18 protein-coding genes and 1 riboswitch are annotated in these 22,220 nt (G+C 61.4%); of the genes, 14 read left to right on the top strand and 4 right to left on the bottom strand.

Features of this window, described 5'->3' with window-relative positions; all coding sequences use genetic code 11:
- Window positions 1–117: 117 nt before the first annotated feature.
- Window positions 118–1,251, bottom strand: a complete 1,134-nt coding sequence (locus FGZ14_RS16395; RefSeq protein WP_139925285.1) for an alkene reductase — start codon at window positions 1,249–1,251, stop codon at window positions 118–120.
- Between the two features lie 225 nt (window positions 1,252–1,476).
- A riboswitch (SAM riboswitch) is annotated at window positions 1,477–1,590 on the top strand.
- 71 nt (window positions 1,591–1,661) lie between these two features.
- Between FGZ14_RS16395 and metH the strand changes: the two genes are divergently transcribed.
- The 11 genes from metH (at window position 1,662) to FGZ14_RS16350 (ending at window position 14,397) form a co-directional block, all read left to right on the top strand.
- Window positions 1,662–5,372: a methionine synthase gene (gene metH / locus FGZ14_RS16390; protein WP_139925284.1), complete on the top strand. Its 3,711-nt coding sequence runs from the start codon at window positions 1,662–1,664 to the stop codon at window positions 5,370–5,372.
- Window positions 5,373–5,591: 219 nt separating this feature from the next.
- A complete protein-coding gene (gene metF, locus FGZ14_RS16385; RefSeq protein WP_139925283.1) occupies window positions 5,592–6,548 on the top strand; it encodes a methylenetetrahydrofolate reductase [NAD(P)H] in 957 nt (318 codons plus the stop codon).
- Window positions 6,549–6,656: 108 nt separating this feature from the next.
- Window positions 6,657–7,136: a hypothetical protein gene (locus FGZ14_RS16380; RefSeq protein WP_139925282.1), complete on the top strand. Its 480-nt coding sequence runs from the start codon at window positions 6,657–6,659 to the stop codon at window positions 7,134–7,136.
- A 287-nt stretch (window positions 7,137–7,423) separates the two neighbouring features.
- Window positions 7,424–7,990, top strand: a complete 567-nt coding sequence (locus FGZ14_RS16375) for an energy transducer TonB (RefSeq protein ID WP_139925281.1) — start codon at window positions 7,424–7,426, stop codon at window positions 7,988–7,990.
- Window positions 7,991–8,117: 127 nt separating this feature from the next.
- Window positions 8,118–8,648: a hypothetical protein gene (locus FGZ14_RS16370; RefSeq protein WP_139925280.1), complete on the top strand. Its 531-nt coding sequence runs from the start codon at window positions 8,118–8,120 to the stop codon at window positions 8,646–8,648.
- A gap of 162 nt (window positions 8,649–8,810) precedes the next feature.
- Complete coding sequence (locus FGZ14_RS16365) at window positions 8,811–10,364, top strand: N-acetylmuramoyl-L-alanine amidase (protein WP_180754382.1); 1,554 nt, start codon at window positions 8,811–8,813, stop codon at window positions 10,362–10,364.
- A gap of 413 nt (window positions 10,365–10,777) precedes the next feature.
- The gene (locus FGZ14_RS16360) at window positions 10,778–12,181 is read left to right on the top strand and encodes an OFA family MFS transporter (protein WP_139925278.1); all 1,404 of its coding nucleotides are present in this window, start codon (window positions 10,778–10,780) and stop codon (window positions 12,179–12,181) included.
- A gap of 35 nt (window positions 12,182–12,216) precedes the next feature.
- A complete protein-coding gene (locus tag FGZ14_RS21800; protein ID WP_180754320.1) occupies window positions 12,217–12,372 on the top strand; it encodes a hypothetical protein in 156 nt (51 codons plus the stop codon).
- Window positions 12,373–12,474: 102 nt separating this feature from the next.
- Complete coding sequence (locus tag FGZ14_RS16355) at window positions 12,475–12,897, top strand: DUF2007 domain-containing protein (protein WP_139925277.1); 423 nt, start codon at window positions 12,475–12,477, stop codon at window positions 12,895–12,897.
- A 168-nt stretch (window positions 12,898–13,065) separates the two neighbouring features.
- Entirely contained in the window at window positions 13,066–13,230 is a 165-nt protein-coding gene (locus FGZ14_RS21795; RefSeq protein WP_180754381.1) for a hypothetical protein, read from the top strand.
- Between the two features lie 27 nt (window positions 13,231–13,257).
- Complete coding sequence (locus tag FGZ14_RS16350; RefSeq protein ID WP_257883251.1) at window positions 13,258–14,397, top strand: DUF692 domain-containing protein; 1,140 nt, start codon at window positions 13,258–13,260, stop codon at window positions 14,395–14,397.
- 89 nt (window positions 14,398–14,486) lie between these two features.
- Here FGZ14_RS16350 and FGZ14_RS16345 read toward each other — a convergent pair whose 3' ends face one another.
- Complete coding sequence (locus FGZ14_RS16345) at window positions 14,487–14,897, bottom strand: hypothetical protein (RefSeq protein WP_139925276.1); 411 nt, start codon at window positions 14,895–14,897, stop codon at window positions 14,487–14,489.
- Between the two features lie 403 nt (window positions 14,898–15,300).
- On the opposite strand from FGZ14_RS16345, the gene FGZ14_RS16340 reads away from it, so the two are divergent.
- Window positions 15,301–17,829: a response regulator gene (locus FGZ14_RS16340; protein ID WP_139925275.1), complete on the top strand. Its 2,529-nt coding sequence runs from the start codon at window positions 15,301–15,303 to the stop codon at window positions 17,827–17,829.
- Window positions 17,830–17,852: 23 nt separating this feature from the next.
- On the opposite strand, the gene FGZ14_RS16335 is transcribed toward FGZ14_RS16340, so the two are convergent.
- Both FGZ14_RS16335 and FGZ14_RS16330 read right to left on the bottom strand, forming a co-directional pair.
- Window positions 17,853–19,103 carry a molybdopterin molybdotransferase MoeA gene (locus FGZ14_RS16335; protein ID WP_139925274.1) on the bottom strand — a complete coding sequence of 417 codons (1,251 nt, stop codon included), beginning with the start codon at window positions 19,101–19,103 and terminating at the stop codon, window positions 17,853–17,855.
- 109 nt (window positions 19,104–19,212) lie between these two features.
- Window positions 19,213–20,307 carry an RtcB family protein gene (locus FGZ14_RS16330; protein WP_180754380.1) on the bottom strand — a complete coding sequence of 365 codons (1,095 nt, stop codon included), beginning with the start codon at window positions 20,305–20,307 and terminating at the stop codon, window positions 19,213–19,215.
- A 166-nt stretch (window positions 20,308–20,473) separates the two neighbouring features.
- Here FGZ14_RS16330 and moaC point away from each other — a divergent pair, with 166 nt between their 5' ends.
- Window positions 20,474–20,962, top strand: a complete 489-nt coding sequence (moaC, locus tag FGZ14_RS16325) for a cyclic pyranopterin monophosphate synthase MoaC (RefSeq protein WP_139925272.1) — start codon at window positions 20,474–20,476, stop codon at window positions 20,960–20,962.
- Window positions 20,952–22,139 (top strand): NTP transferase domain-containing protein, encoded by a 1,188-nt coding sequence (locus tag FGZ14_RS16320; protein WP_139925271.1) that lies wholly within the window; start codon window positions 20,952–20,954, stop codon window positions 22,137–22,139. Before moaC ends, FGZ14_RS16320 begins: the two co-directional genes overlap by 11 nt.
- Window positions 22,140–22,220: the final 81 nt, after the last annotated feature.

Raw genomic sequence — 22,220 nt, 5'->3', positions numbered from 1 at the left:
CAGCTTTATCGTCTGGCACCTTTCTCCCTGGGTAGCAAAGCCAGGGTGAGGCCCATTACAAAGAAACCCGCTTCGGCCGGGGCCGAAGCGGGTTTCTGTAAGCCAGGCGGGGTCGGCTTAGTTGTTCTGGTAATCCACGGGCTCTTTCGTATCTACACCTTGCTCCTGCAGAGAGGGGTAGTCGATATAGCCTTTGTCGCCGGGCACGTAGAACGTGCTGGGGTCGGGGGTATTAAGGGCGGCCCCGATGCGGAAGCGCTCCACCAGATCGGGGTTGGCAATGAAAGGCACCCCGAAGGCAATAACGTCGGCTTCGTTGTTGGCCAGGGCCTTATCGGCGGTTTCCTGGGTGTAGCCGCCGTTCAGGATGAAGGTGCCGTTGAAGATTTTGCGCAGGTGGGCCGCTACGGCCGGAGCCTGAGGCTGGGCCATGGGGTGGCCGGGCAGGGCCTCAATGACGTGCAGGTAGGCCAGGTTGAACTGGTTGAGCTGCTCGGTTACGTAGCTGAAGGTTTTCACCGGATCAGAGTCCTTGATGCTGGCGCTACCCTGGGGCGAGAGGCGGATGCCTACACGGTCGGCGCCCAGCTCATCCACCACAGCCTTTACCACTTCCAGCACGAAGCGGCTGCGGTTTTCCAGGCTGCCGCCGTACTCATCGGCGCGCTGGTTGGAGCCGTCCTGAATAAACTGATCAAGCAGGTAGCCGTTGGCACCGTGAATTTCAGCCCCATCGAAACCGGCGAGCTTGGCATTGCGGGCGGCCTGGCGGAACTGATCTACTACCCCCGGGATTTCGCTCAACTCCAGAGCGCGCGGCGTTGGCACATCTTCAAAGCCCTGACCGGTAAAGGCTTTGGCGCCTTCGGGCTTGATGGCCGAGGGCCCTACGGGTAGCTCCCCGTTGTGGAAGAAGGGGTGCGATACGCGCCCTACGTGCCAGAGCTGAATGAAAATGCGGCCCCCGGCAGCGTGCACGGCATCCGTCACTTTTTTCCAGCCGGCTACCTGCTCCTCCGAGTAGATACCGGGCGTATTGATATAGCCCACGCCCTGGGGCGATACCTGAGAGCCTTCGGAGATGATGAGGCCGGCTGAGGCGCGCTGCACGTAGTATTTCACCACGGAGTCGGTGGGGGCGGTAGCCTCGTTGGTAGCGCGGCTGCGTGTCATGGGAGCCATGGCGAAGCGGTTGGCCAGCGTGAGGGCACCCACTTGCACGGGCGTAAACAGATTGGTGGTTTGGCTCATGATGAAGTCTATATAGAGAACCCGCTACCTGCGGATCCAGCGCGTAGCAACTCGGGTACCTACATATATGTTTCCGCCGCGGTTACATTTATTTTCCTGCTAGGCTGGTGGAGGCGCGCTGCCTTTGCGCTGCCGAGAGGCTCTTCGGCCCAAAATCGGTGAGCCAGCCCCGCTCCCGGCTTCCCGAATTGAATTTCGAAGATTCCGGTTGTATCTTCGCAGAGTTACTTATCCAGAAAGACCGAGGGATTGGGCCCGATGACGTCTTAGCAACCTGAAATAAAACAAGGTGCTAATTCCCTTTCCGAGCTGCTTAGGCGGTCTGGAAGAAGATAAGAACAGGACGCGCTTCCCGCACGGCTCTCTCTGGATAGGCACTTTTTCGCTGCCGAATTACTTGAAGAGCCGATATGCCGACCGTCACTGACTCCCCGCTGCACGATATCCTTGCCAAACGTGTCCTGATTCTGGATGGCGCCATGGGCACCATGATTCAGCGCCACAAGCTGGAAGAGGCTGACTTCCGCGGCACGCGCTTCGCCGACCACCCCAAGCCTCTGCGCGGCAACAACGACCTGCTCAGCATCACCCGCCCCGATATCATCAAAGGCATCCACGCCGATTACTTCGCGGCTGGGGCTGACATGGTGGAAACCAACACCTTCAGCGGCACCACCATTGCCCAGGCAGACTACGCCCTGGAGGACATCGTGTATGAGCTCAACTACGAGTCGGCGCGCATTGCCAAGGAAGTAGCCGACGAGTTTACGGCCCAGAACCCCGATAAGCCCCGCTTCGTGGCCGGCGCCATTGGGCCCACCAACCGTACCGCTAGCCTCTCCCCCGACGTGAACCGCCCCGGCTTCCGGGCCGTGACGTTTGACGAGCTAGCCACTGCCTACCACGAGCAGGTGCGCGGCCTCATTGACGGCGGTTCCGACGCGCTACTCATCGAAACCATCTTCGACACACTGAACGCCAAAGCAGCACTGTATGCCGTTCAGAAGTTCTTCGATGAAGGCGGCCGCGTGGTGCCCGTCATGATTTCCGGCACCATTACCGACGCTTCCGGCCGCACCCTCTCGGGGCAGACGGTAGAGGCGTTCTGGAACTCGATTCGCCACCTGCCCCTGCTGAGCGTGGGCCTGAACTGTGCCCTCGGCGCCGATCAGTTGCAGGTGTACATCAAGGAGCTGAGCCGTATTGCCGACGTGCACATCTCGGCTTACCCGAATGCCGGTTTGCCGAATGCGTTTGGCGGTTACGATGAGTCGGCCCAGGAATTTGCGGGCGTGGTAGAAAACTACCTCAAGGAAGGTCTCGTGACGGTGGTGGGTGGTTGTTGTGGCACCACGCCTCAGCACATCGGTGAGCTGGCCCGCTTGGCCGACAAGTATGAGCCGCGTAAGCTGCCCGAGCTGCCGAAAGCTACCCGCCTGAGTGGCCTAGAGCCCTTCGGTATCTACCCCGACAGCCTCTTCGTGAACGTGGGCGAGCGGTGCAACGTAACCGGTTCCCGCGCCTTTGCCCGCCTCATCCGAACCGGCAACTACGAAGCCGCCCTGCAAGTAGCCCGCGACCAGGTAGAAGGCGGCGCCCAGGTCATCGACGTGAACATGGACGAAGGCATGCTCGACTCGGAGCAGGCCATGACCACGTTCCTGAACCTGATTGCCTCGGAGCCCGACATTTCGCGGGTGCCGATTATGATTGACTCCTCGAAGTGGAGCGTGCTGGAAGCCGGCCTGAAATGCGTACAAGGCAAGAGCATTGTCAACTCCATTTCCTTGAAAGAGGGCGAGGAAACCTTTAAGGAGCGCGCCCGCACCGTGCGCCAGTACGGCGCCGCCGTGGTGGTAATGGCCTTCGATGAGAACGGCCAGGCCGACAACTACGAGAAGCGCATCGAAATCTGCCGGCGCAGCTACGACATTCTGGTGAACGAAGTGGGCTTTCCGGCCGAGGACATCATCTTCGACCCCAACATCCTGACGGTGGGCACCGGCATGGAGGAGCACCGCACCTACGCCCTCGACTTCATTGAGGCCGTCCGCTGGATCAAGCAAAACCTGCCCGGCGCCCTCACCAGCGGCGGCGTCAGCAACATCAGCTTCTCATTCCGCGGCAACGACGTGGTGCGCGAAGCCATGCACTCGGCCTTCCTTTACCACGCCATCCGGGCCGGCCTGGATATGGGCATCGTGAACCCCAGCCAGCTAGCCGTGTACGACGAAGTACCCAAGGACCTGCTAGAGCTGGTAGAAGATGTGCTCCTGAACCGCCGCCCCGATGCCACCGAGCGCCTCGTGGAATTCGCCGACACAGTAAAGCAGAAGGACAAAACCGAAGTAGTAGCCGACGCCTGGCGCAGCCTGCCCGTAGCCGAGCGCCTGCAGCACGCATTGGTGAAAGGCATCACGGAGTTCATCGACGAAGACACTGAACAGGTGCGTCAGCAGGTCGCTAGGCCACTCGAAGTAATTGAAGGCCCCCTGATGGCTGGCATGAACGTAGTTGGTGACCTGTTTGGCGCGGGCAAGATGTTCCTACCCCAGGTGGTGAAGTCGGCCCGCGTGATGAAGAAGGCTGTGGCCTACCTGGAGCCCTACCTGCTGGCCGACAAGCAAAGCGGCGACCGGCAAACCGCCGGTAAAATCCTGCTGGCCACGGTGAAAGGCGACGTGCACGACATCGGCAAGAACATCGTGGGCGTGGTACTGGCCTGCAACAACTTCGATATTGTGGACCTGGGCGTAATGGTGCCCCTGGAAAAGATTCTGGACGAAGCCGTGAAGCAGCAAGTGGACGTAATTGGCCTCAGTGGCCTCATCACCCCGAGTCTGGATGAAATGGTGTACGTGGCTCAGGAAATGGAAAAGCGCGGCCTTAAAACGCCGCTGCTCATTGGTGGTGCCACTACCTCCCGTCTGCACGCCGCGGTGAAAATTGCGCCCAACTATTCTGGCCCCATCGTGCACGTGAATGATGCGTCCCGCTCGGTGGGTGTAGCTGCGGCCCTGCTAGGCACCGCTGATGTGGAGTACGCCCGCACGGTGCGTGAGGAATACCGCCAGCTCCGTGAGGACTATGCCGGACGCCAGCGCGAGAAGAACTACCTGACCATCGAAGCCGCCCGCGAAAACGGTTTCAAAGCCGATTGGGAAACCAGCCGCATCGTGAAGCCGAGCTTCCTGGGCACCAAAACACTGGAAGACTACCCACTGGCGGAGTTGGCTGAGTACATCGACTGGACGCCCTTCTTCCAGACCTGGGAGCTCAAAGGCCGCTACCCTCGCATCCTCACCGACGAGAACGTGGGCGAAGCCGCCACCCAGCTCTTCAACGACGCCCAGAAGCTGCTCAAGCAAATCATCGACGAGAAGCTGCTCACGGCCCGCGCCGTGCTGGGCTTCTGGCCCGCCAACACCGTCGGCCACGACACCATCCAGATCTTCAAGGACGACACCCGCGAGGAAATCCAGACGGAGTTCTTTACCCTGCGCCAGCAGAGCGAGAAAGCACCCGGCGTGCCCAACCTGGCCTTCTCCGACTTTGTGGCTCCGCGCGAAACCGGCCGCGAAGATTACATTGGCGGGTTTGCCGTAACGGCTGGCCTAGGCATTGAGAAGCTGCTAGAAAAGTACGAGCAAGAGCACGACGACTACTCCAGCATCATGGTGAAAGCCCTGGCTGACCGCCTAGCTGAGGCATTTGCGGAGCGCCTGCACCAGCGCGTGCGCGAAGAGTTCTGGGGCTACGACCCTGCCGAGAACCTCTCCAACGAAGATCTCATTCAGGAGAAATACAAAGGTGTGCGCCCCGCTCCCGGCTACCCAGGCTGCCCCGACCACACCGAGAAAGTTACCCTGTTTGAACTCCTCGACGCAGAAAACACTACGGGCATCCGTCTCACCGAGAACCTGGCCATGTACCCTGCCTCCTCCGTCAGCGGCCTCTACTACGCCCACCCCGATTCCCGCTACTTCGGCCTCGGCCGCATCAGCAAGGACCAAGTGGAGGACATTGCCGAGCGCAAGAACATGCCGCTGCCGGAACTAGAGCGCTGGCTGGCCCCCAACCTGAACTACGACCCCGCTAGCGTGCCGGTAACGGCGCTGTAGAGAGTCTAAAACGCCACAATAGGCCGTCATGCCGAGCTTGTCGAGACATCTCGCGTACTGACGTTCCAATGTCAGCCCAACGATTCGAGCGAGATGTCTCGACAAGCTCGACATGACGGTCTGGTGTAATAGTTCAAGGCCTATCAACCATCCCCCTCCTCATTTGAGGACGAGAGCTTACTACTCCTACGACTCACTGGCTACCCGCTGGTGCTCTATATGAAAGTAACTGAACACCTGACCCGCGCCGACGGCAAGACGCTGTTTTCCTTCGAGGTGCTACCCCCGAAAAAGGGCGAGAACATTCAGAACCTATTCTCTAACATTGAGCCTCTGATGGAGTTCAAGCCGCCGTTTATCGACGTGACCTACCACCGGGAGGAGTACGTGTACCGTCAGCATCCCAACGGGTTTCTGGAGAAGAAAACGGTGCGGAAGCGTCCCGGCACGGTAGGTATTTGCGCGGCCATCAAGAACAGGTTTGATGTGGACACGGTGCCCCACCTGATTTGCGGAGGCTTCTCGAAAGAAGAAACCGAAAACGCCCTCATCGACCTGCACTTTCTTGGCATTGACAACGTGCTGGCCCTGCGCGGCGACCCGATCAAGAGTGAAGGTCACTTCAAGCCCGACCCTGATGGGCACGCCTACGCCGCCGACCTGATTGGGCAAGTGGCCAACCTGAACAAGGGCGAATACTTGGATGAGGAGCAGGATGACACTTGGGCCACCGACTTTTGCATCGGCACGGCCGGCTACCCCGAGAAGCACTTTGAGTCGCCGAATTACGGGGCCGACTTGCGTTACCTCAAGCACAAGGTGGACCGCGGAGCCGACTACATCGTGACCCAGATGTTTTTCGACAACGAGCAGTTCTTCAACTTTGAGAAGCGCTGCCGCGAGGCGGGCATTACCGTGCCCATCATTCCCGGCCTCAAGCCCCTGACCACCAAAAGCCAGCTCACCATGCTGCCCCGGGCCTTCTACCTCAACATTCCGGAAGCCCTGGCCGACGCCGTGCACCTGGCCCCCGACAACGCGGCGGCCCGCGAAATTGGCATTGAGTGGTGCATCAACCAGAGCCGCGAGCTGATGGCCCACGGCGTGCCGGTGTTGCACTACTACAGCATGGGCAAGTCGGAGAGCATCCGGCGGGTAGCGGCGGCTTTGTTTTAAGTGGCAAGATGGTGAATTGGTGAGACGGTGAGTTTTTCGTTCAGACTGCGCCACTTGCGCCTTTGAAAACGTAGAACTCACTATTTCACCATCTCACCAATTCACCTTTTGAATTCCCTCAACGACCTGTTTGCACGCCTGCGGGAGGCCACGGCTCCGGCCGAAATTGAGGCCCTGCAGGACGGCATCTGGCAGATCTGGCTCACGGCCGGCCATCCGCTACTCGACAAGTACCTGGAGGCGGGCATGCGCGCCCTGGCCGCCGGCGACTATACCCTGGCCATTCAGCAGTTTACCTTGCTCACGGAAACCAGCCCCGACTATGCCGAGGGCTGGAACAAGCGCGCCACCGCCTACTACCTGCGGGGTGAGTACAATGCCTCCCTGCGCGACGTGCGCGAAACCCTGCGCCTGGAGCCCCGCCATTTCGGGGCCCTCTCGGGGTGGGCCACCATGCTACGGATGCTCGGCGATGCCCGGGGGGCACTCCGCGTACTCGGGCGCCTGGAGAAACTATGTCCGGCCTGGCCCGGCCTGCAAACGCAGCTGCGCGACCTGCGCGACCAGCTCGACGACCTCGCCGAGTAAACCGACTGCTTCAGCGGCATTTATCCTGCTCTATTTTGGGAGGCTGAAAGGAAATTGGTAAATTTCCCGGACCATACTACGTGTGTGGTTACTCACCCCAGTGTCAGTAGCGTCTTTTTTTACTGCTTTTACGGTACTTTCTCAGCCTTTTTTCTGGTGCCTTTCTATTCTGAAGGGCCCGCGCTTTATAACAAAGCAAAGATTTAATTTCCCGCCCGGAGCCATCAATCAGGCCAATCCCCGGGTTACCTTGCTCTACCCCCTACCTCCCACCTCCCGTTTCTCCTATGAAACAACTTGTACTCTTATTACTACTGCTGGCCTGCTTCACGGCGGAGGCTCAGAAAATGCGCAAAAACGACCTGGAAAGCGGCATGCTGGAAAAGGGCGAAAAAGTGGGAGTCTGGGAATACTACTCCTACACCCGCGACGGCAGCCAGGTGGTGGCGCAGAAGTACGACCACACCACCAAGAAGTTGATTTTCTATCGTCCGTTTGATGATGTGCCCTACCCCGTGCAAAATGCTGCCGGCGACTGGACGCGCCAGCGGGTAGCGCACCCAGTGTTCTTTATTGGTGGCGACGCCACCCTGGCCCAGTATGTTTCCAAGCTCAACTACCCGGCGGCGGCCCAGAACAAAAACGTGCAGGACCGGGTGCTGGTATCGTTTGTGGTGGATACCCTGGGGCAAGCCAGCAACTACCAGGTGGTGCTCGGCATTGGCTCCGGCTGCGACGAGGAAGCCCTGCGCGTAGCCCGCAGTATTCCGGCCCAGTGGATTCCGGCCCGCATTGGCAGCCGCGCCGTGGTTTCCAAGTACGAAATTCCTTTTACGTTCCGGATGCGGCCCTAATCCTAGCCCCTACCCCCTTCTAGCCTGAACAACTACCGCCGCCCGCCTCGTACAAAGGCGGGCGGCGCTGCGTATGAGCTGCAGCGCGGGGCACGCTTCGTCACGCCACAATCAATACCTTGCCGACATGAAATCTATCCGTTTGTTTTTGCTGCCCGCGGCCGGACTGCTGCTGGCAGCCTGCGACACTACTCCGCGCGAGCGGCAGGAAATGGTAAAGCAGGAAGCACGCCGGCTTGATACCGCAGCCGACCGCGCCGCCGCCAAGCTGCGCGTGGCCGGCCGCCGGGCCGCCCGCTTCGACTCCACTTCCCGGGCCCGCACCCGCCAGCCCCTCGACAAAGCCGCTGAAACGGCCTTTACTAATGAGCTGCTAGGTACCTACGCGGCCGTAGAGCAGCTCACGCCCCAGACCATTGAGCCGGCCTTCGTGCAGTTTATGCAGCAGGTGCGCGCCCAGCGCAAACAGTGGACCCAGCGCGACTGGGACTATGCTACCGCCATCAGCCGCCGCCTCAACGCCCAGTTCCGGGCCATCCGCCTCGATATTAAGGGCCGCGACGAGCTGCACATTCGGGCCCTGCAGACCGAGTTTACAGCCCTGGAAACCGGCCGCGACGTGAAGGACCTGGGTCAGGCCGTGAAGCAGCCCGATTAACCCGCCCCGCCAGGACACTTGGCGCGGCCATTATCTGTGCCCGCCGTTGGTTGCAAGCCCCGCCGCTGGTGGGGCTTTTGCATGAGCGCAGGGGTAGGGCCCCTGCTATTCCCTACCCCCTCGTAACGCCCGAAGCCGCTTATGCGGCTGTACTTTTCACGTATGCAGATTTTTCGGACTCTTTTTGCCGGCCTGATTGGGCTGGGTGCCTTTCTGAACCATGCTTCTACCGCACTGGCCCAGCAGCGCCGCCCGCCGGCCCCTACCCCTCCGGTTATCAACAGCGCCGAAACTGTGCCCGCCGCCGACCAGTGGCTCCGGCCCGGCGACCGGCTGCAGGTGCGCCTGACGGGTACGCCGGGCCAGAGGGCTAGCTTCCTGAATGGACAGCCCCTCACGGAATTGCCGCCCGCCCAGACCCAGGGCAAGCGCGGGGTGTACCAGGGTACTTACGTAGTGCAGCCCGGCGACACCCTGCACAACCGGCGCATTTCGTTCCAACTCCTGACGCCCGACAGCCTTATTACCACTGCCTTCAGCAAGAGCCGGGTTCGGTTCATGAACCCCAACCAGCCCCAGCTGGCCGTTACGAAGGGCCAGCTGGCGTACCTGAACTACGGGCTGGGCGAAGACCGGTTGGGCGGGGCCAAGCTCGGCTACCTCGACTCGGCGGTGGTGCTGCACCTCACGGGGCGGGTGGGCAACCAGTACCGGGTGCAGCTCAGCGAATCCCAAACGGCCTGGGTACCTCAGGAGGTAGTGCGTCTGCTGCCGCCGGGTGGCTTCGTGCCCAGCTCGCTCACGGGCTCCTGGAGCGTGCAGGGCGACTCCATATATGATTACGTGCGGGTGGCGCTCAGTCAGCGCCTGCCCTACCGCTCCCAGCTGCTCACAGACCCCAGCCACCTGGTGGTTGATATTTTCGGGGCGACATCCAACACCAACTGGATAACCCAGCGCGACGGCCTGCAGGAGTTGGGCGACGTGACCTACGAGCAGGTGCAGCCCGATGTGTTCCGGCTGGTACTACCCCTCCGCCACCGCCAAAGCTGGGGCTACCACATCGGTTACCGTGGCAATACTCTGGAAATTAGAGTAAAGTGCCCGCCCCGAAAGATGCGGCTGCAGGGCCTGCGGGTGGCTATTGATGCCGGGCACGGCGGCACCAACGTGGGCGCTACCGGCGCCAGCGGGGCCCGCGAGAAAGACCTGACCCTGGCCATTGCCCTGAAATTGCGCCAGGAGCTGGAGCAGGCTGGGGCCCGCGTGCTCATGACCCGCGAGACCGATGCCACCGTGGATAACGGCGACCGGGTGCTGCTTTTGCGCCGCCTCAACCCCGATTTGCTGATCAGCATTCATGTGAATTCCTCGGGTAGCGCCACGGCCCACGGCACCAGCACGTACTACCGCTACGTGGCGTTTCGGCCGCTGTCGGTGGCTTTGTACGAGCAGATGCGTGGCACCGGGCTGGCGGGGTTTGGCAACGTAGGTGGCTTCAACTTCGGGCTGAACGGGCCTACGGAGTACCCCAACGCCCTGGTGGAAACGGCTTTCGTATCGAACCCCGAGGATGAGAAGCGCCTCACAGACCCACAGTTTCAGCAGCGGATGGCAGAGGCCATGAGGCGTGGGCTGGAGGTATTCCTGAAACGCAGCCGGGCCCGCGGCCCCCGGGGCTGGCTACTACACGAGCCGGCAGCGGAAACCCAATAGTGCTTCCTACCCCGGGCTACCGGACTAAACTGCCTTACTGATAAGGCAGCGGCAACAGGCAGCGAGGAAGAAGGTCGCGTATATCAATAACTTATTCTTGCACACCTCATTAAGCACACACCGCAGCTCCCGGGCTGTAGTACGGGTGCTTTCCCGCGCGAAAGAACGGCGGCTGATGTGTACCTACATCCATTATTCACGTAAGACAGGTACTCTGGTATATAGCGAAGGCCGAATGGGACCAGCAAGGCAAAAGTCAACTATAGCTTTTTACCAAAAAATAGTTGAGGTGCCCAGTAGAAACCCCCACCCGAACTTCTACCTTATTGGTTACCAACTCGTACAGCCGAGCATTGCATGGCATCGGCTAGCTGGTCGGACCGTTCTTTCACTCCCAAACACCCATTCCACTTATGGCAAATGACTCCTTACTGGACCGTAGTCGCACTGTTGCCGGGCCGGGCTACAACCGGTGGCTGGTTCCGCCGGCCGCGCTGGCTATTCACCTCGCCATTGGGCAGGCCTACGCCTTCAGCGTGTTCAATAAACCGCTGGGCGCCCTGATCAGTGGCGACGTAAACAACCCCGCCCCCGACGACTGGACACCCACACAAATCGGCATTACCTTTTCCATTGCCATTGTGCTGCTGGGGCTTTCGGCGGCCGTGTTTGGGAAGTGGCTGGAGCGGGTGGGTCCGCGCAAGGCCATGCTGGCTTCGGCCCTATGCTTCGGCGGTGGCTTCCTGATTGCCTCCCTTGGGATTCATTTGCACAACATCTGGCTGCTTTACTTCGGCTACGGCTTTGTGGGCGGAATCGGGCTGGGCATCGGCTACATTTCGCCGGTCAGCACCCTGATTAAGTGGTTTCCGGACCGCAAGGGGGTAGCCACGGGCATGGCCATCATGGGCTTTGGCGGCGGGGCCATGATTGGCTCGCCTTTGGCCAACAACCTCATGACGCACTTCAAGGACTCGGCGCCCCAGGGCGTGGCGCCTACGTTCATTGTGATGGGCCTGATTTACCTGCTGTTCATGCAGTTCGGCGTCTGGACCATCCGGGTGCCTGCCGACGACTGGAAACCAGCCGGCTACGTGCCCAGCACCGAGCACAACGACATGATAACTACGGCCAACGTTTCGGCCGATAATGCCATTAAGACCCCACAGTTCTGGCTGCTGTGGGTGGTGCTGCTCACCAACGTAACGGCCGGTATCGGGGTGCTGGAAACGGCCTCGCCGCTGGTACAGGAAACCTTTTCGGATGGGGCCATGGGCACGGGGCGCGGCGTAACGGCGGCGGCAGCGGCCGGCTTCGTGGGTTTGCTGAGCCTGTTTAACCTGCTGGGCCGCTTTTTTTGGTCATCGGCTTCCGATAAGCTGGGTCGTAAGACCACGTATGCCATCTATTTTGGGTTGGGCATCCTGCTCTACGCCCTGGTGCCTACCCTGGGCCGCAGCCTGCAGCTGACCTTATTCGTGGTAGTGGCCTGCGTGATTATCAGCATGTACGGAGGTGGCTTCGCGACCATTCCGGCTTACCTCTCCGATATGTTTGGCAAGTACCAGGTAGGCGCCATTCATGGCCGCCTGCTCACGGCCTGGAGTACGGCCGGGGTACTGGGCCCCCTGATTGTGCATACCCTGCACGAGCACGCCAAGGAGCAGGGCCTGAAGGGTGCCGCGGCCTACCAGAACGTATTCTACACCATGGCCGGCGTGCTGGTACTGGGGCTGCTGGCTAACCTGGCAGTGCGCCCCGTAAAAGAAGAATACTACGAAAAAGGACCCGTAACTATTGAGGCCGGTGGGCACTAAGCCCGGTTTTCCTACCCCCTAACTTCTTTGCAACTATGAGCACTCCCGCTAATTCTTCTTCGGCCACGCCGCCCGCCCAGGAGCCGGCGGCCGTGGGTGGCTCGGCCATTCTGGCCTGGCTGTACGTGGGCATTCCCCTGGCCTGGGGCGTGTCGCAGACGTTTATTAAAGCGCTGGCCTTGTTTAAGTAAGACCAAAACCCGTTTTTATCGGCTTCAGAAGCACCCAATCGGGTGCTTCTGTTGTTTTTGGCTTAACGGAGCCGGCTGGCTCTGCCTCCCTGCGTATGGCTTATGTCTTCTGATTCCACTTCTTCCATCGTTCTGCTCGATTCCTTTCGGGATACCATTGCGGCCCATCTGGCCAAAAACCAGCTGGATGCGGCCGGCATTCCGTGCTTTCTCGGCAACGAAAACCGCCCCTACGGCCCGGTGCTGGGCTCCGTGCGCCTGTTCGTGCGCGCCACCGACGTAGCGGCGGCCCAGGAGCTGCTGCACGCCCAGCGGGCTCCCATGCACCCCATGCCTCCCGAGGCGCCCGATGAAGAACCGGAGGCCGGCCTGCGCTGCCCGCGCTGCCACCACACCGATGTAGTATGCCGCCACCTGCCCCAGCCCACCGACAACCTTTTTGTGAAGCTACGCCTGTGGCTGTTAGCTCCCGAAAAGCCCCAGTGCCACTGCTTTACCTGCGGGCTGGAGTTTGAGCGGGAGTAGCCTCCGGCCCGCCAATACCCCACCGGCTTCTGCCCACCAGGCATTGCCCAGCGGCAAAGTTTCAGGCTATGACTGGAGACGGACACTGATTTTCGCATGCAACCTTTCCGGGAGGCGGGGGCTCTTCCCGGAAAGCCAGCTCATTTGTCCAACCACTACCCTACCCCCATGAAACTATCCAAAGCCTTGCTCGGTGCTATTGTGGTAGGCCTGACCGTTCAGGCCTCAGGCTGTAAAGACAACGACCCTACCCCCTCGGGCGAGAAGGGCAAGAAAACGGAAAAGGAAAGCGGCCAAACGCCCGCCAACTGCCCCGGCTGCGGCCTGGGCTAAGCACCGGCACTTAACTCACCACGCACGGTGCAAGCAAACCCTGCCATCTGCTCGGCCCTGGCCTGCAACCTGGACGTCGATATTCTGTCGGCGGCCCTGCCTTTGCTGGCCGAGGGCCGGGTGGAGGCCGTGGAGTGGTCGTTTGATACTCTGTTCTGGACCGAGCAGATGCCCGACTGGTTTTCGGAGCTGCTGCGCACCTACAGCGCCGGTAACCGGCTGCTGGGCCACGGCGTATTCTTTTCCCTGCTCTCGGGCAGGTTGAGCCCGGAGCAGCAGCAGTGGCTAAGCCAGCTGCGGAAGGTAGCCGCCGAGCTGCCCTTCGCCCACATAACCGAGCATTTCGGCTTTTTCACGGGCCAGAACTTCCACTCGGGTGCGCCCCTGCCCGTACCCTACACGCCCGCTACCCTGCGCCTGGGCCAGGACCGCCTCAGCCGCCTTTACGAGGCCTGCCGGTGCCCGGTAGGACTAGAGAACCTGGCCTTTGCCTACAGTCTGGATGAGGTGAAGCGCCACGGCGAGTTTCTGGATAAGCTGCTGGAGCCCGTCAATGGGTTCCTGATTCTGGATTTGCATAACCTGTACTGCCAGCTGCACAATTTCTCGGTTTCCTACGAGGAGCTGATCCGCCTGTATCCGCTGCACCGGGTGCGGGAAATCCATATTTCCGGGGGTAGCTGGGAGCCCTCGGCATTGGCTCCGGAGCAGAAGGTGCGCCGCGACACCCACGACCAGGGCGTGCCGGAGGAGGTATTTCAACTGCTGCAACGCACCATGCCCCAGTGCCCCCGCCTGCGCTTTGTAGTGCTGGAGCAGTTGGGCAACAGTCTGCGGACCGAGGAAAACCGGGCCCGGTTCCGCCTCGATTTCGGAAGAATGGAAACCCTGGTGCAAGAGCATCGGGCCAGCCTGACGGTTTCTGCTGCCGAACAGGCATTTCTGCCGCTCCAGCCCCCGCGGCGGGGTCCCGTTCTGGAAGACCCCGCCCTGCACGAGCAGCAGCAGCACCTGTCCCGCATCCTGGAAACGGCCCCCTCCGTAGCCGAGGCCCGGCAGCTTCTGCACACCTGCCCCCAACTCAGCGCCACGGCCTGGAAAATTGAGCAGTGGGAGCCCTACATGCTGGAAACGGCCGTCGGCATTGCCCAGAAGTGGAAGAAGTAGCGCCGCGCTTTGGCAGCCGCGGACCTCGCTCAGCCAGCTTTCAGCTCAGGCTTGCCGTTTCGCGGCGGTATTTTTCGGGAGGAACGCACTCACTTATCAACTTGCTTTAGCAACCAAGCAACCGCCTCGTCTTCAGTACCAAAATACCGGCACGGCACCCCATAGCGGGTATGGGCTTCGGCCATCAGGTGGCGGGTTTCGCTGCGGGTAAAAAACTCCGCCGATTCCAGGTAAGCCCCGTAGCGGTAATGAGTCTGGTCCATCAGGCGGGGAAAGAAGTCGAGCAGCATCCATATCGTGTCCTCTTCCCGATGAATCAGGCGGGCGCGCTGATCTACCAGAACCCGTTCCAGCCCGGTATCCCGCAGCGCCTGCAGCGCGGCCTCCAGCAGTGGACGCACTCCCTCCCGCTGTTGGGTATGCACCGAGTGCCAGGTCAGGCGCAGGAAGCCCGTGGGCTCTACCTCAAGATGACCGGCCGTATTCTCAAAGTAGAGCATGCATAGAAATTCAGAAGCAGTAGTTGCTCTGAAACAGGAAGATACACCTCTGTCCGAACACATGCAACCGCCTTCCGGAAGGCAGCTACTGCCCGAGGGCCACAAACCAGGTGTTGAGTCGCCTGCACATTTTGCATTTTCGCCGCTACCGTGGCTCCCCCAGTGTACCGTATCAGCACCCCATTTACCATCCAGAATCCCCGGAATCTACCATAGAGGTCCGTTGCCAGCCTGCCCGCGCACGTTGGCATAGGCCTACGCGAAAAGATGTTTGGGGTACATTGCAGACATTTTGTATTGAAATCATCCTGTTTATTCAAAAATCAGTCATCTATTAATAGGTATATTACACTAACCTAATTGGCTATATTTGTTCTTTTACCACCCGGTGTACTTGAATTAAATGGCTGCTACTGCGTCTCTTGGCTTTACCGTTAATTTCGCCAGTCCCCCCGCCGACGAACGGGCCTGGCGGGCCTGGGCCGAGAATCAGATAGCCACGCTGCAACAGGCCCTGGAAACAACCCAGGCCCAGCTGGCGGAAGCACGCAGCGCGGCCGAGCAACCCGCGCCAGAACAGCCCGCGCAGCAGCCCGATTTTTATGAAACCATTCTGCAGCAGCTTCCCGTGGAAGTTGCCGTTTTCGATGCCGGGCACCGCTACCGTTTTGTAAATACGAACGGCATTTCGGACTCCGATACCCGCGGCTGGGTTATCGGCCACGATGACTTTGCCTATTGCGCCCAGTTTCAGCGCCCCCAGGAGCTGGCCGTGCAGCGCCGCCAGTGCTTCGAGCAGGCCGTACAGACCCGCGCCGCCGTGGCCTGGGAGGAAGTGCAGGAAACCGAGGCCGGGCCCCAGCACATGCGGCGGCACTTTCTGCCGGTGTTTGCCCCCGATGGCACCCTGCGCATGATGGTAGGCATGGGTGTGGATATTACCGAGCGCCGGCAGGTAGAAAAGCAGCTGGCCGACCAGCGGGCTTTCTATGAGTTTGTGCTGGACCAGCTGCCCTGCGATGTGGGCGTGTTCGACGATAAATTCCGCTACCTGTTCGTGAATGCCAGCGGTATCAAGGACCCGGAAATGCGCCGCTGGATTATCGGCAAAGACAACTTCGACTACTTTTCCCGCACCAACTACCCGGCCTCCATGGCCGAGGAGCGACACGCCCAGCTGGAGCAGGTGGCCCGGGAGCGACGCCTGGTTACCTACGAGGAAACGTTTCTGCGGCCCGATGGCGACCGGCATCAGTACCGCTGCCTGCAGCCAGTTTTCCACCCCGATGGCTCCCTGCACATGATTCTGGGCTACGGTCTCGACGTGACGGAGCGGGTAGCCACGGAGCGCGCCCTGCGCCACGCCAAGCTGGCCGCCGAGTCGGCGGTGCGGGCCCGGGAGCTGTTTCTGGCCAACATGAGCCACGAAATCCGCACGCCCATGAACGCCATTCTGGGCATGGGCCAGCTACTGGCCAAAACCGAGCTGACGCCCCTGCAGAGCAGCTACCAGCAAGCCATTACCACTTCTGCCGACAACCTGCTGGTCATCATCAACGATATTCTGGACCTCTCCAAGCTGGAGGCAGGCAAAATGGTGCTGGAGCAGGTTGGCTTCGCCCCGGCCCAGCTGCTGGCCCAGGTAGAGCAGACCCTCCACTACAAGGCGGCCGAAAAAGGGCTGTGCCTGAGCACGCAGGCCGGATCCGGGCTGCCGGCCGTACTGCTCGGCGACCCCTACCGCATCACGCAGGTGCTGCTGAACCTGGCCGGTAATGCCATTAAGTTCACGGAGAAGGGAAGGGTAGTCATTTCGTGCCAGTTAGTGGAGGCCGACGCGCCCGCCGGAACCGCCGACGTGCTGTTCCGGGTAAGTGATACGGGCGTGGGCATTGAGCCCGAGTTTCTGGCTCATATCTTCCAGGAGTTCAGCCAGGAAGATGCCTCCGTCACGCGCAAGTTTGGCGGCACCGGCCTGGGCCTGCCCATTTGCCGCAACCTGGTAAAGCTCATGGGCGGCGACGTGCAGCTGGAAAGCGAAAAGCACCGGGGCACGGTAACGCAGTTTACCCTGCGCCTGCCCATCGGCACGGAGCAGGACCTGCTGCCCCAGGTAGTTTTGACCGAGGACAGCCCCCTGCGCCAGCATCTTCGCCATAAGCACGTGCTACTGGTAGAAGACAACCGATTTAACCGCCAGATTGCCAAAACTTTCCTGCAGCAGGCCCAGGTACAGGTTACCGAGGCCGAACACGGCGAACAGGCCGTAACCCTGGCCCAGGAACAGTCCTTCGACCTGATTCTGATGGACATTCAGATGCCCGTGCTGGATGGATACGGGGCCACGGCTGCCCTGCGCCAGCAGCTGCAGCTGACTACGCCCATTGTGGCTCTCACGGCCAACGCCATCAAAGGCGAGCGGGAAAAGTGCCTGGCCGCGGGCATGAACGCCTATCTGGCCAAGCCCTTCCAGGAAGCCGAGCTGCTGAAGGTGGTGAGCGAGTGGGTAGTGCCCCAGGCCCAGGTCACCGCGCCTGCCCCTGCCCTACCCTCGGCGGCTACTCCCGCGTCGGCAGCCCTTTACCAGACCGATGAGCTGCTGAAAGTGGGCCAGGGCGACCAGAGCTTCGTGAACTTCATGCTGGAAACCTTTGTGGAAAGCAGCGAAGAGCTGCTGCAGGAACTGGCCCAGGGCCTACAGGAAGGCAACATCCGGCAGCTGAAAACGGCGGCTCACACGCTCAAGCCAAGCCTGGCTCACCTGCGGGTGCAGCACCTGATTCCGGTGGTTACGGAGCTTGACCAGTGGCCGGGCGAGTTTCAGCCGGAAGCCGTGGGGGCACTGGTAGCTACCATTATGCAGCAGCTGCGGGAGGTTATCAGCCAGATGCAGGCGGAGCTGGCCGCCGCTCCCGTTTCGGCCACCGAATAAGCCGCGTGGCCACCCGGCAGCGCTTAGCAGCGAAACCGCCATGCCGGCAGCACTGTGCCCGCCGGAAACTGCTCTTGTTCCGGCGGCAGTTCCAGAAAGCCCGCCGAGGTCAGCAGACTGGCCATGTCGCCGGAGCCGCCGGCCCGCTCGGGGGTAGCCAGCAGGCGTCCATCGGGGCCAGGCTCTAGGCTCACCAGCAGGAAGTGGGTGAGGCGGGGCTTGAACTGCACATCTTCGGTAAGCACTGCCGCTACCGGGCCACCGAGCAAGGCCGTAGCCGGTAAACCGGAAGTTTCGGTAGTTTCGGGTTGCTGCACGGCCAGCAGCCAGGGGCGGACGTAGCGGTAGAAGTTTACGAAGGTGGAAACCGGGTTGCCGGGCAGGGCAAATACTACCGCGCCGCCCGGCTGCCGGCCAAACCAGAACGGCTTGCCCGGCCGCTGCTGCACCTCATGAAACACCTGCTCCACGCCTAGCTCCCGCAGGGTTTCGGGCAGGAAATCGGCCTTGCCCTTGGATACGCCCCCGCTCAGAATCACCGCGTCATAACCTTCTAGCAAGGCAGGCAGACCTAGACGCAGGGCTTCGGGGTCATCGTTGAAGTGGAAGGTTTCGGCCTCAGCCCCAGCCTGCCAGGCGGCGGCTTGCAGCATCAGGGCGTTGGAGCGGCGGATCTGATGGGCGGCGGGCTGCTCCGCAATAGGCACCAGCTCGTCGCCGGTGCTGACCACGGCCACCCGCGGGCGGCGCGTGACAGCCACCGTGGCCGCCCCAATGGTGGCAGCCACCGCCACTTCGGCGGGCTCCAGACGGGTGCCGGCGGGCACTAGCAAGTCGCCCTGACGGCGGTCGGCGGCGCGGGCGTGTACGTTGTGGCCTGGCCGGGGGGGTAGGGTCTGCAGGGTAGCGTGGCGCTGCCCGGCGTCATCGGTAAGAAAGGTGAGGTCTTCGTAGCGAATGACAGTATCCACGCCCTCGGGCAGGGCGGCCCCGGTCATGATTTCCACGGCGGCTTCGGGGTCAAGCAGGGGGGTAGGCGGCTGGCCGGCAAACTGGGTGCTTTCGATGCGAAACTCCGTTTGTCCGGCCTCCAAGGCGGCGAAGCGCAGGGCAATGCCATCCATGGCTACTCGGTTGAAAGGCGGAAAGTCCCGGTCGGCCCGTAGGTCTTCGCGCAGGATGCGGCCCGCCGCGAGGGGTAGCGAAAGGAACTCCACGGTCAGCGGGCGGACGGTGGCGGCAACAAGGCGGGTGGCTTCTTCAACGGAAATCATAACTGCGAATGTAGCGTGGCTTGGTTTCGTATTGCTTGAACGGGTTACCGGTAGCACCGGGGCCAGGCCGGCTACTTGCCCGCCCAGCCCCGGTGCCACCAAGACGGCGTTATACACCCACCGACTTTACGGTAACCAGCGGAGTTGTCTCATCGCACCAAATCAGGTGGGGCTGAGTGGCCAGCAGCGCCGCAGAATCTTTGTAGGCGAAGTCGAATTCCTGCAGAATACTGCTGTCAAAGTCGCCCCGGCGGTTGAGCAATTCTGGAAAACGCTGCCGGTAAGCATCCTTTTCCGCCTTTTTCAGTGAGTGCCAGAATTTGAGGGTATCAGTGCGGCTGTACTGCCGACCGGCCCCGTGCGCGCAGCTCCAGAGCGCCGTTTCTGTGGCCTCCTGCCACGGGTTAGGCTTCACGATGAGGGAGCCCCTGCTCATGGAAAGCGGAATGACTACCTCGTGGCCGGCCACTAGCTGCGTGCTACCCTTACGGTGAATGACGCCCTCCGGCCCGAACTCCAGCAGGTTGTGGCAGCTATCAGCCACGACGGGCGTGCCAGCCGCCACGTACTGATTGCGCCGCAGAAAGTCGCAGGTTTTCTCCAGAAACTCCCGGCGCCGGCTGGCCGCATACGCTAGTACCCGCTGATACTCTCGGCGGTAGGCAGGCGTAGCTACTTCGCCAGGCAGCCACTCCTGCCCGGGGTTATGAAGCTGCAGCAATCTGCTGTTTTCCTGGTGCATATACACGCCCAGATTACGGCTCCCGGTGTGCACGATGATATACAGATAAGCCGCCGACTCCTCCAGGGACAGGAAGTGGTTGCCGCCGCCCAGGCCTTCATCGGTCATGCGATGCACTTCCCGCTCCAGCACGGGGTAGTGTTTGGCTTTGTCGAAGGGCCGAAGCACTTCGGACCGGGGAATGCGCAGGTAGGCAACCCCGCAGCCCATATCCTTGCCCGTCACCAGGGGGTAGAAAACTTCCGTGGTTTGAAAGGCAACTCCTACGGGTATGGCACGTTCGGAGCAATAATGGATATCGGGAAATACGGCAATCTGCCCGATGTTCTCTTTTTTCTCGAAGGCGAGAAGGGACTGTAGCGCGTTCTGCTCCACGGCGCTACGATCCGTAAAATAGACTGTCTTCACGAGGTCTTCTTTACGAGATAAATAAGCGGGGCGCACGTCGGGAAGCAGCCGCATAAGGCGCGCCATGTTCACGGTCTGAGCTCAGACCGCCACAAAGATTATGAAATTTAATCAACCGGGCTGCCAGGCCTGTTATTGAAGCTCACGCCAAGGCGGCAGGTGGGCCGTAAAGCCGTCTTGCCCATGCCTACCTTCGCCGCTGCGTTCTTACCCTTTCCTTATGTCTGACTCTCCCAAACTCACCCACCTCAATGCCGCCGGGCAGCCGGCCATGGTTGACGTGGGCCAGAAAACGCCCACCCGCCGCGTGGCCCGGGCCCGCAGCCGCGTCATCCTTGGCCCCGACATCATGGCCCTCGTGAAAGAAGGCGACCTTCCCACCCGCAAGGGCCCGGTATTCCAAACGGCTATTCTGGCCGGTATCATGGGGGCCAAGCGCACGTCGGAGCTGATTCCGCTCTGCCACCCCCTGGGCCTCGACGACTGCCAGGTTCGTATTGAACCCGATGGGGACGATGCGGTGCTGATTGAGTGCACGGCCACCGTAACCGGCAAAACCGGCGTGGAAATGGAGGCCCTGACCGGGGCTTCGGTGGCCGCCCTTACCATCTATGACATGTGCAAGGCGCTGTCGCACAACATTGTGATTCAGGAAACGCGCCTGCTGGAGAAAACCGGCGGCAAACAGGACTTTCATCATGCCGGATAATCAGCCTTCTGCTACCCCCGCGCCCCGCACCAAACACGCCCAGCTAGCCCGACCCGACCTGGGCGAGTTCGGCCGCCACGAGTTGGCCATTCTGGGGGCGCCCTGCGGCAAGATTAAGGAGCTGACGGCTCGGCTGCTGCCCTTGCTTTCGACCTCATTGCGAGTGGCCTACGTGGATGCCGACCACGCCGCCGGCGACGACGCGGCCCAGGGCGGCAGCGGCGGCCAGGATGCCGTGCTGCAAGCCGGCGCGGCCGCGGAGCTGACCGACAAGATAACCTTCACGCGCCTGGATGTGAAGCGCAGCATCGACAAGTTTAGCCAGCAGGAGTGGCTGCAGCATCAAAGCCTGGTACTGGTGAACGGCAACCACTTCCGGGCCCGGCAGCAGCTCGTGATTCTGGACCCGGCCAAGCCTGTAGAGAAAAAGCTCGACCGCCTTACCGACGTGCGCGCCCTGCTTTTGCCCGAGGGCGTAACCGAAGTACCCGCCTACCTGCTCGCCCACCTCGCCGAGGCTAACGTGCCCGTCCTACCCCTCCACGACACGGAAGCCCTGGCCGACTTGATTCTGCGGGAGTGGCACGCCGCCGCGCCGCCCTTGCGGGGCCTCGTGTTGGCGGGCGGCCGCAGCCAGCGCATGGGCCAGGACAAAGGCAAGCTCAGCTACCACGAAGGCCGGGAGCAGCGCGCCCACGCCGCCGAGTTGCTGGCCCAATTCTGCCAGGATGTGCACGTTTCCTGCCGCCCCGACCAGGTGATGGAGCTGGAGTACGCCGGCCTGCGCCCCCTGCCCGATACCTTCACCGACCTGGGCCCGCTCAGCGGCCTGCTTTCCGCTTTCCGCCTCGACCCCAACGCTGCCTGGCTGGTAGTGGCCTGCGACCTGCCCTTCCTCTCCGAAAGCACGCTAGGCCACCTAGTAGCGCATCGCCAGCCGGCCCGCATGGCCACAGCCTTCCAAAGCCCCGAAAACGAGTGGCCCGAGCCGCTCATCACCATCTGGGAGCCCGGCAGCTACGCTACCCTCCTGCGCTTCCTGAGCCTGGGCTACAGCTGCCCCCGCAAGTCCCTCATCAACTCCGACATCGAGCTGCTACCCCCACCCGCGCCCCAGGAGCTACGCAACGTGAACACGCCGGAGGAAGCCGAGCAAGCCCGCCAGGAGCTGAGGTAGGATAATAGAACGTCATGTCGAGCTTGTCGAGACATCTCGCGTGCTGACGTTGAGCTGCCATTGCAACATCAGCACGCGAGA

Origin of the sequence: Hymenobacter sp. DG01 (genome assembly GCF_006352025.1) — a bacterium.
In the GTDB taxonomy this organism is placed as follows: domain Bacteria; phylum Bacteroidota; class Bacteroidia; order Cytophagales; family Hymenobacteraceae; genus Hymenobacter.
The sequence above is the reverse complement of the archived record's forward strand: the minus strand, read 5'-3'. Positions and strand labels throughout refer to the sequence as shown.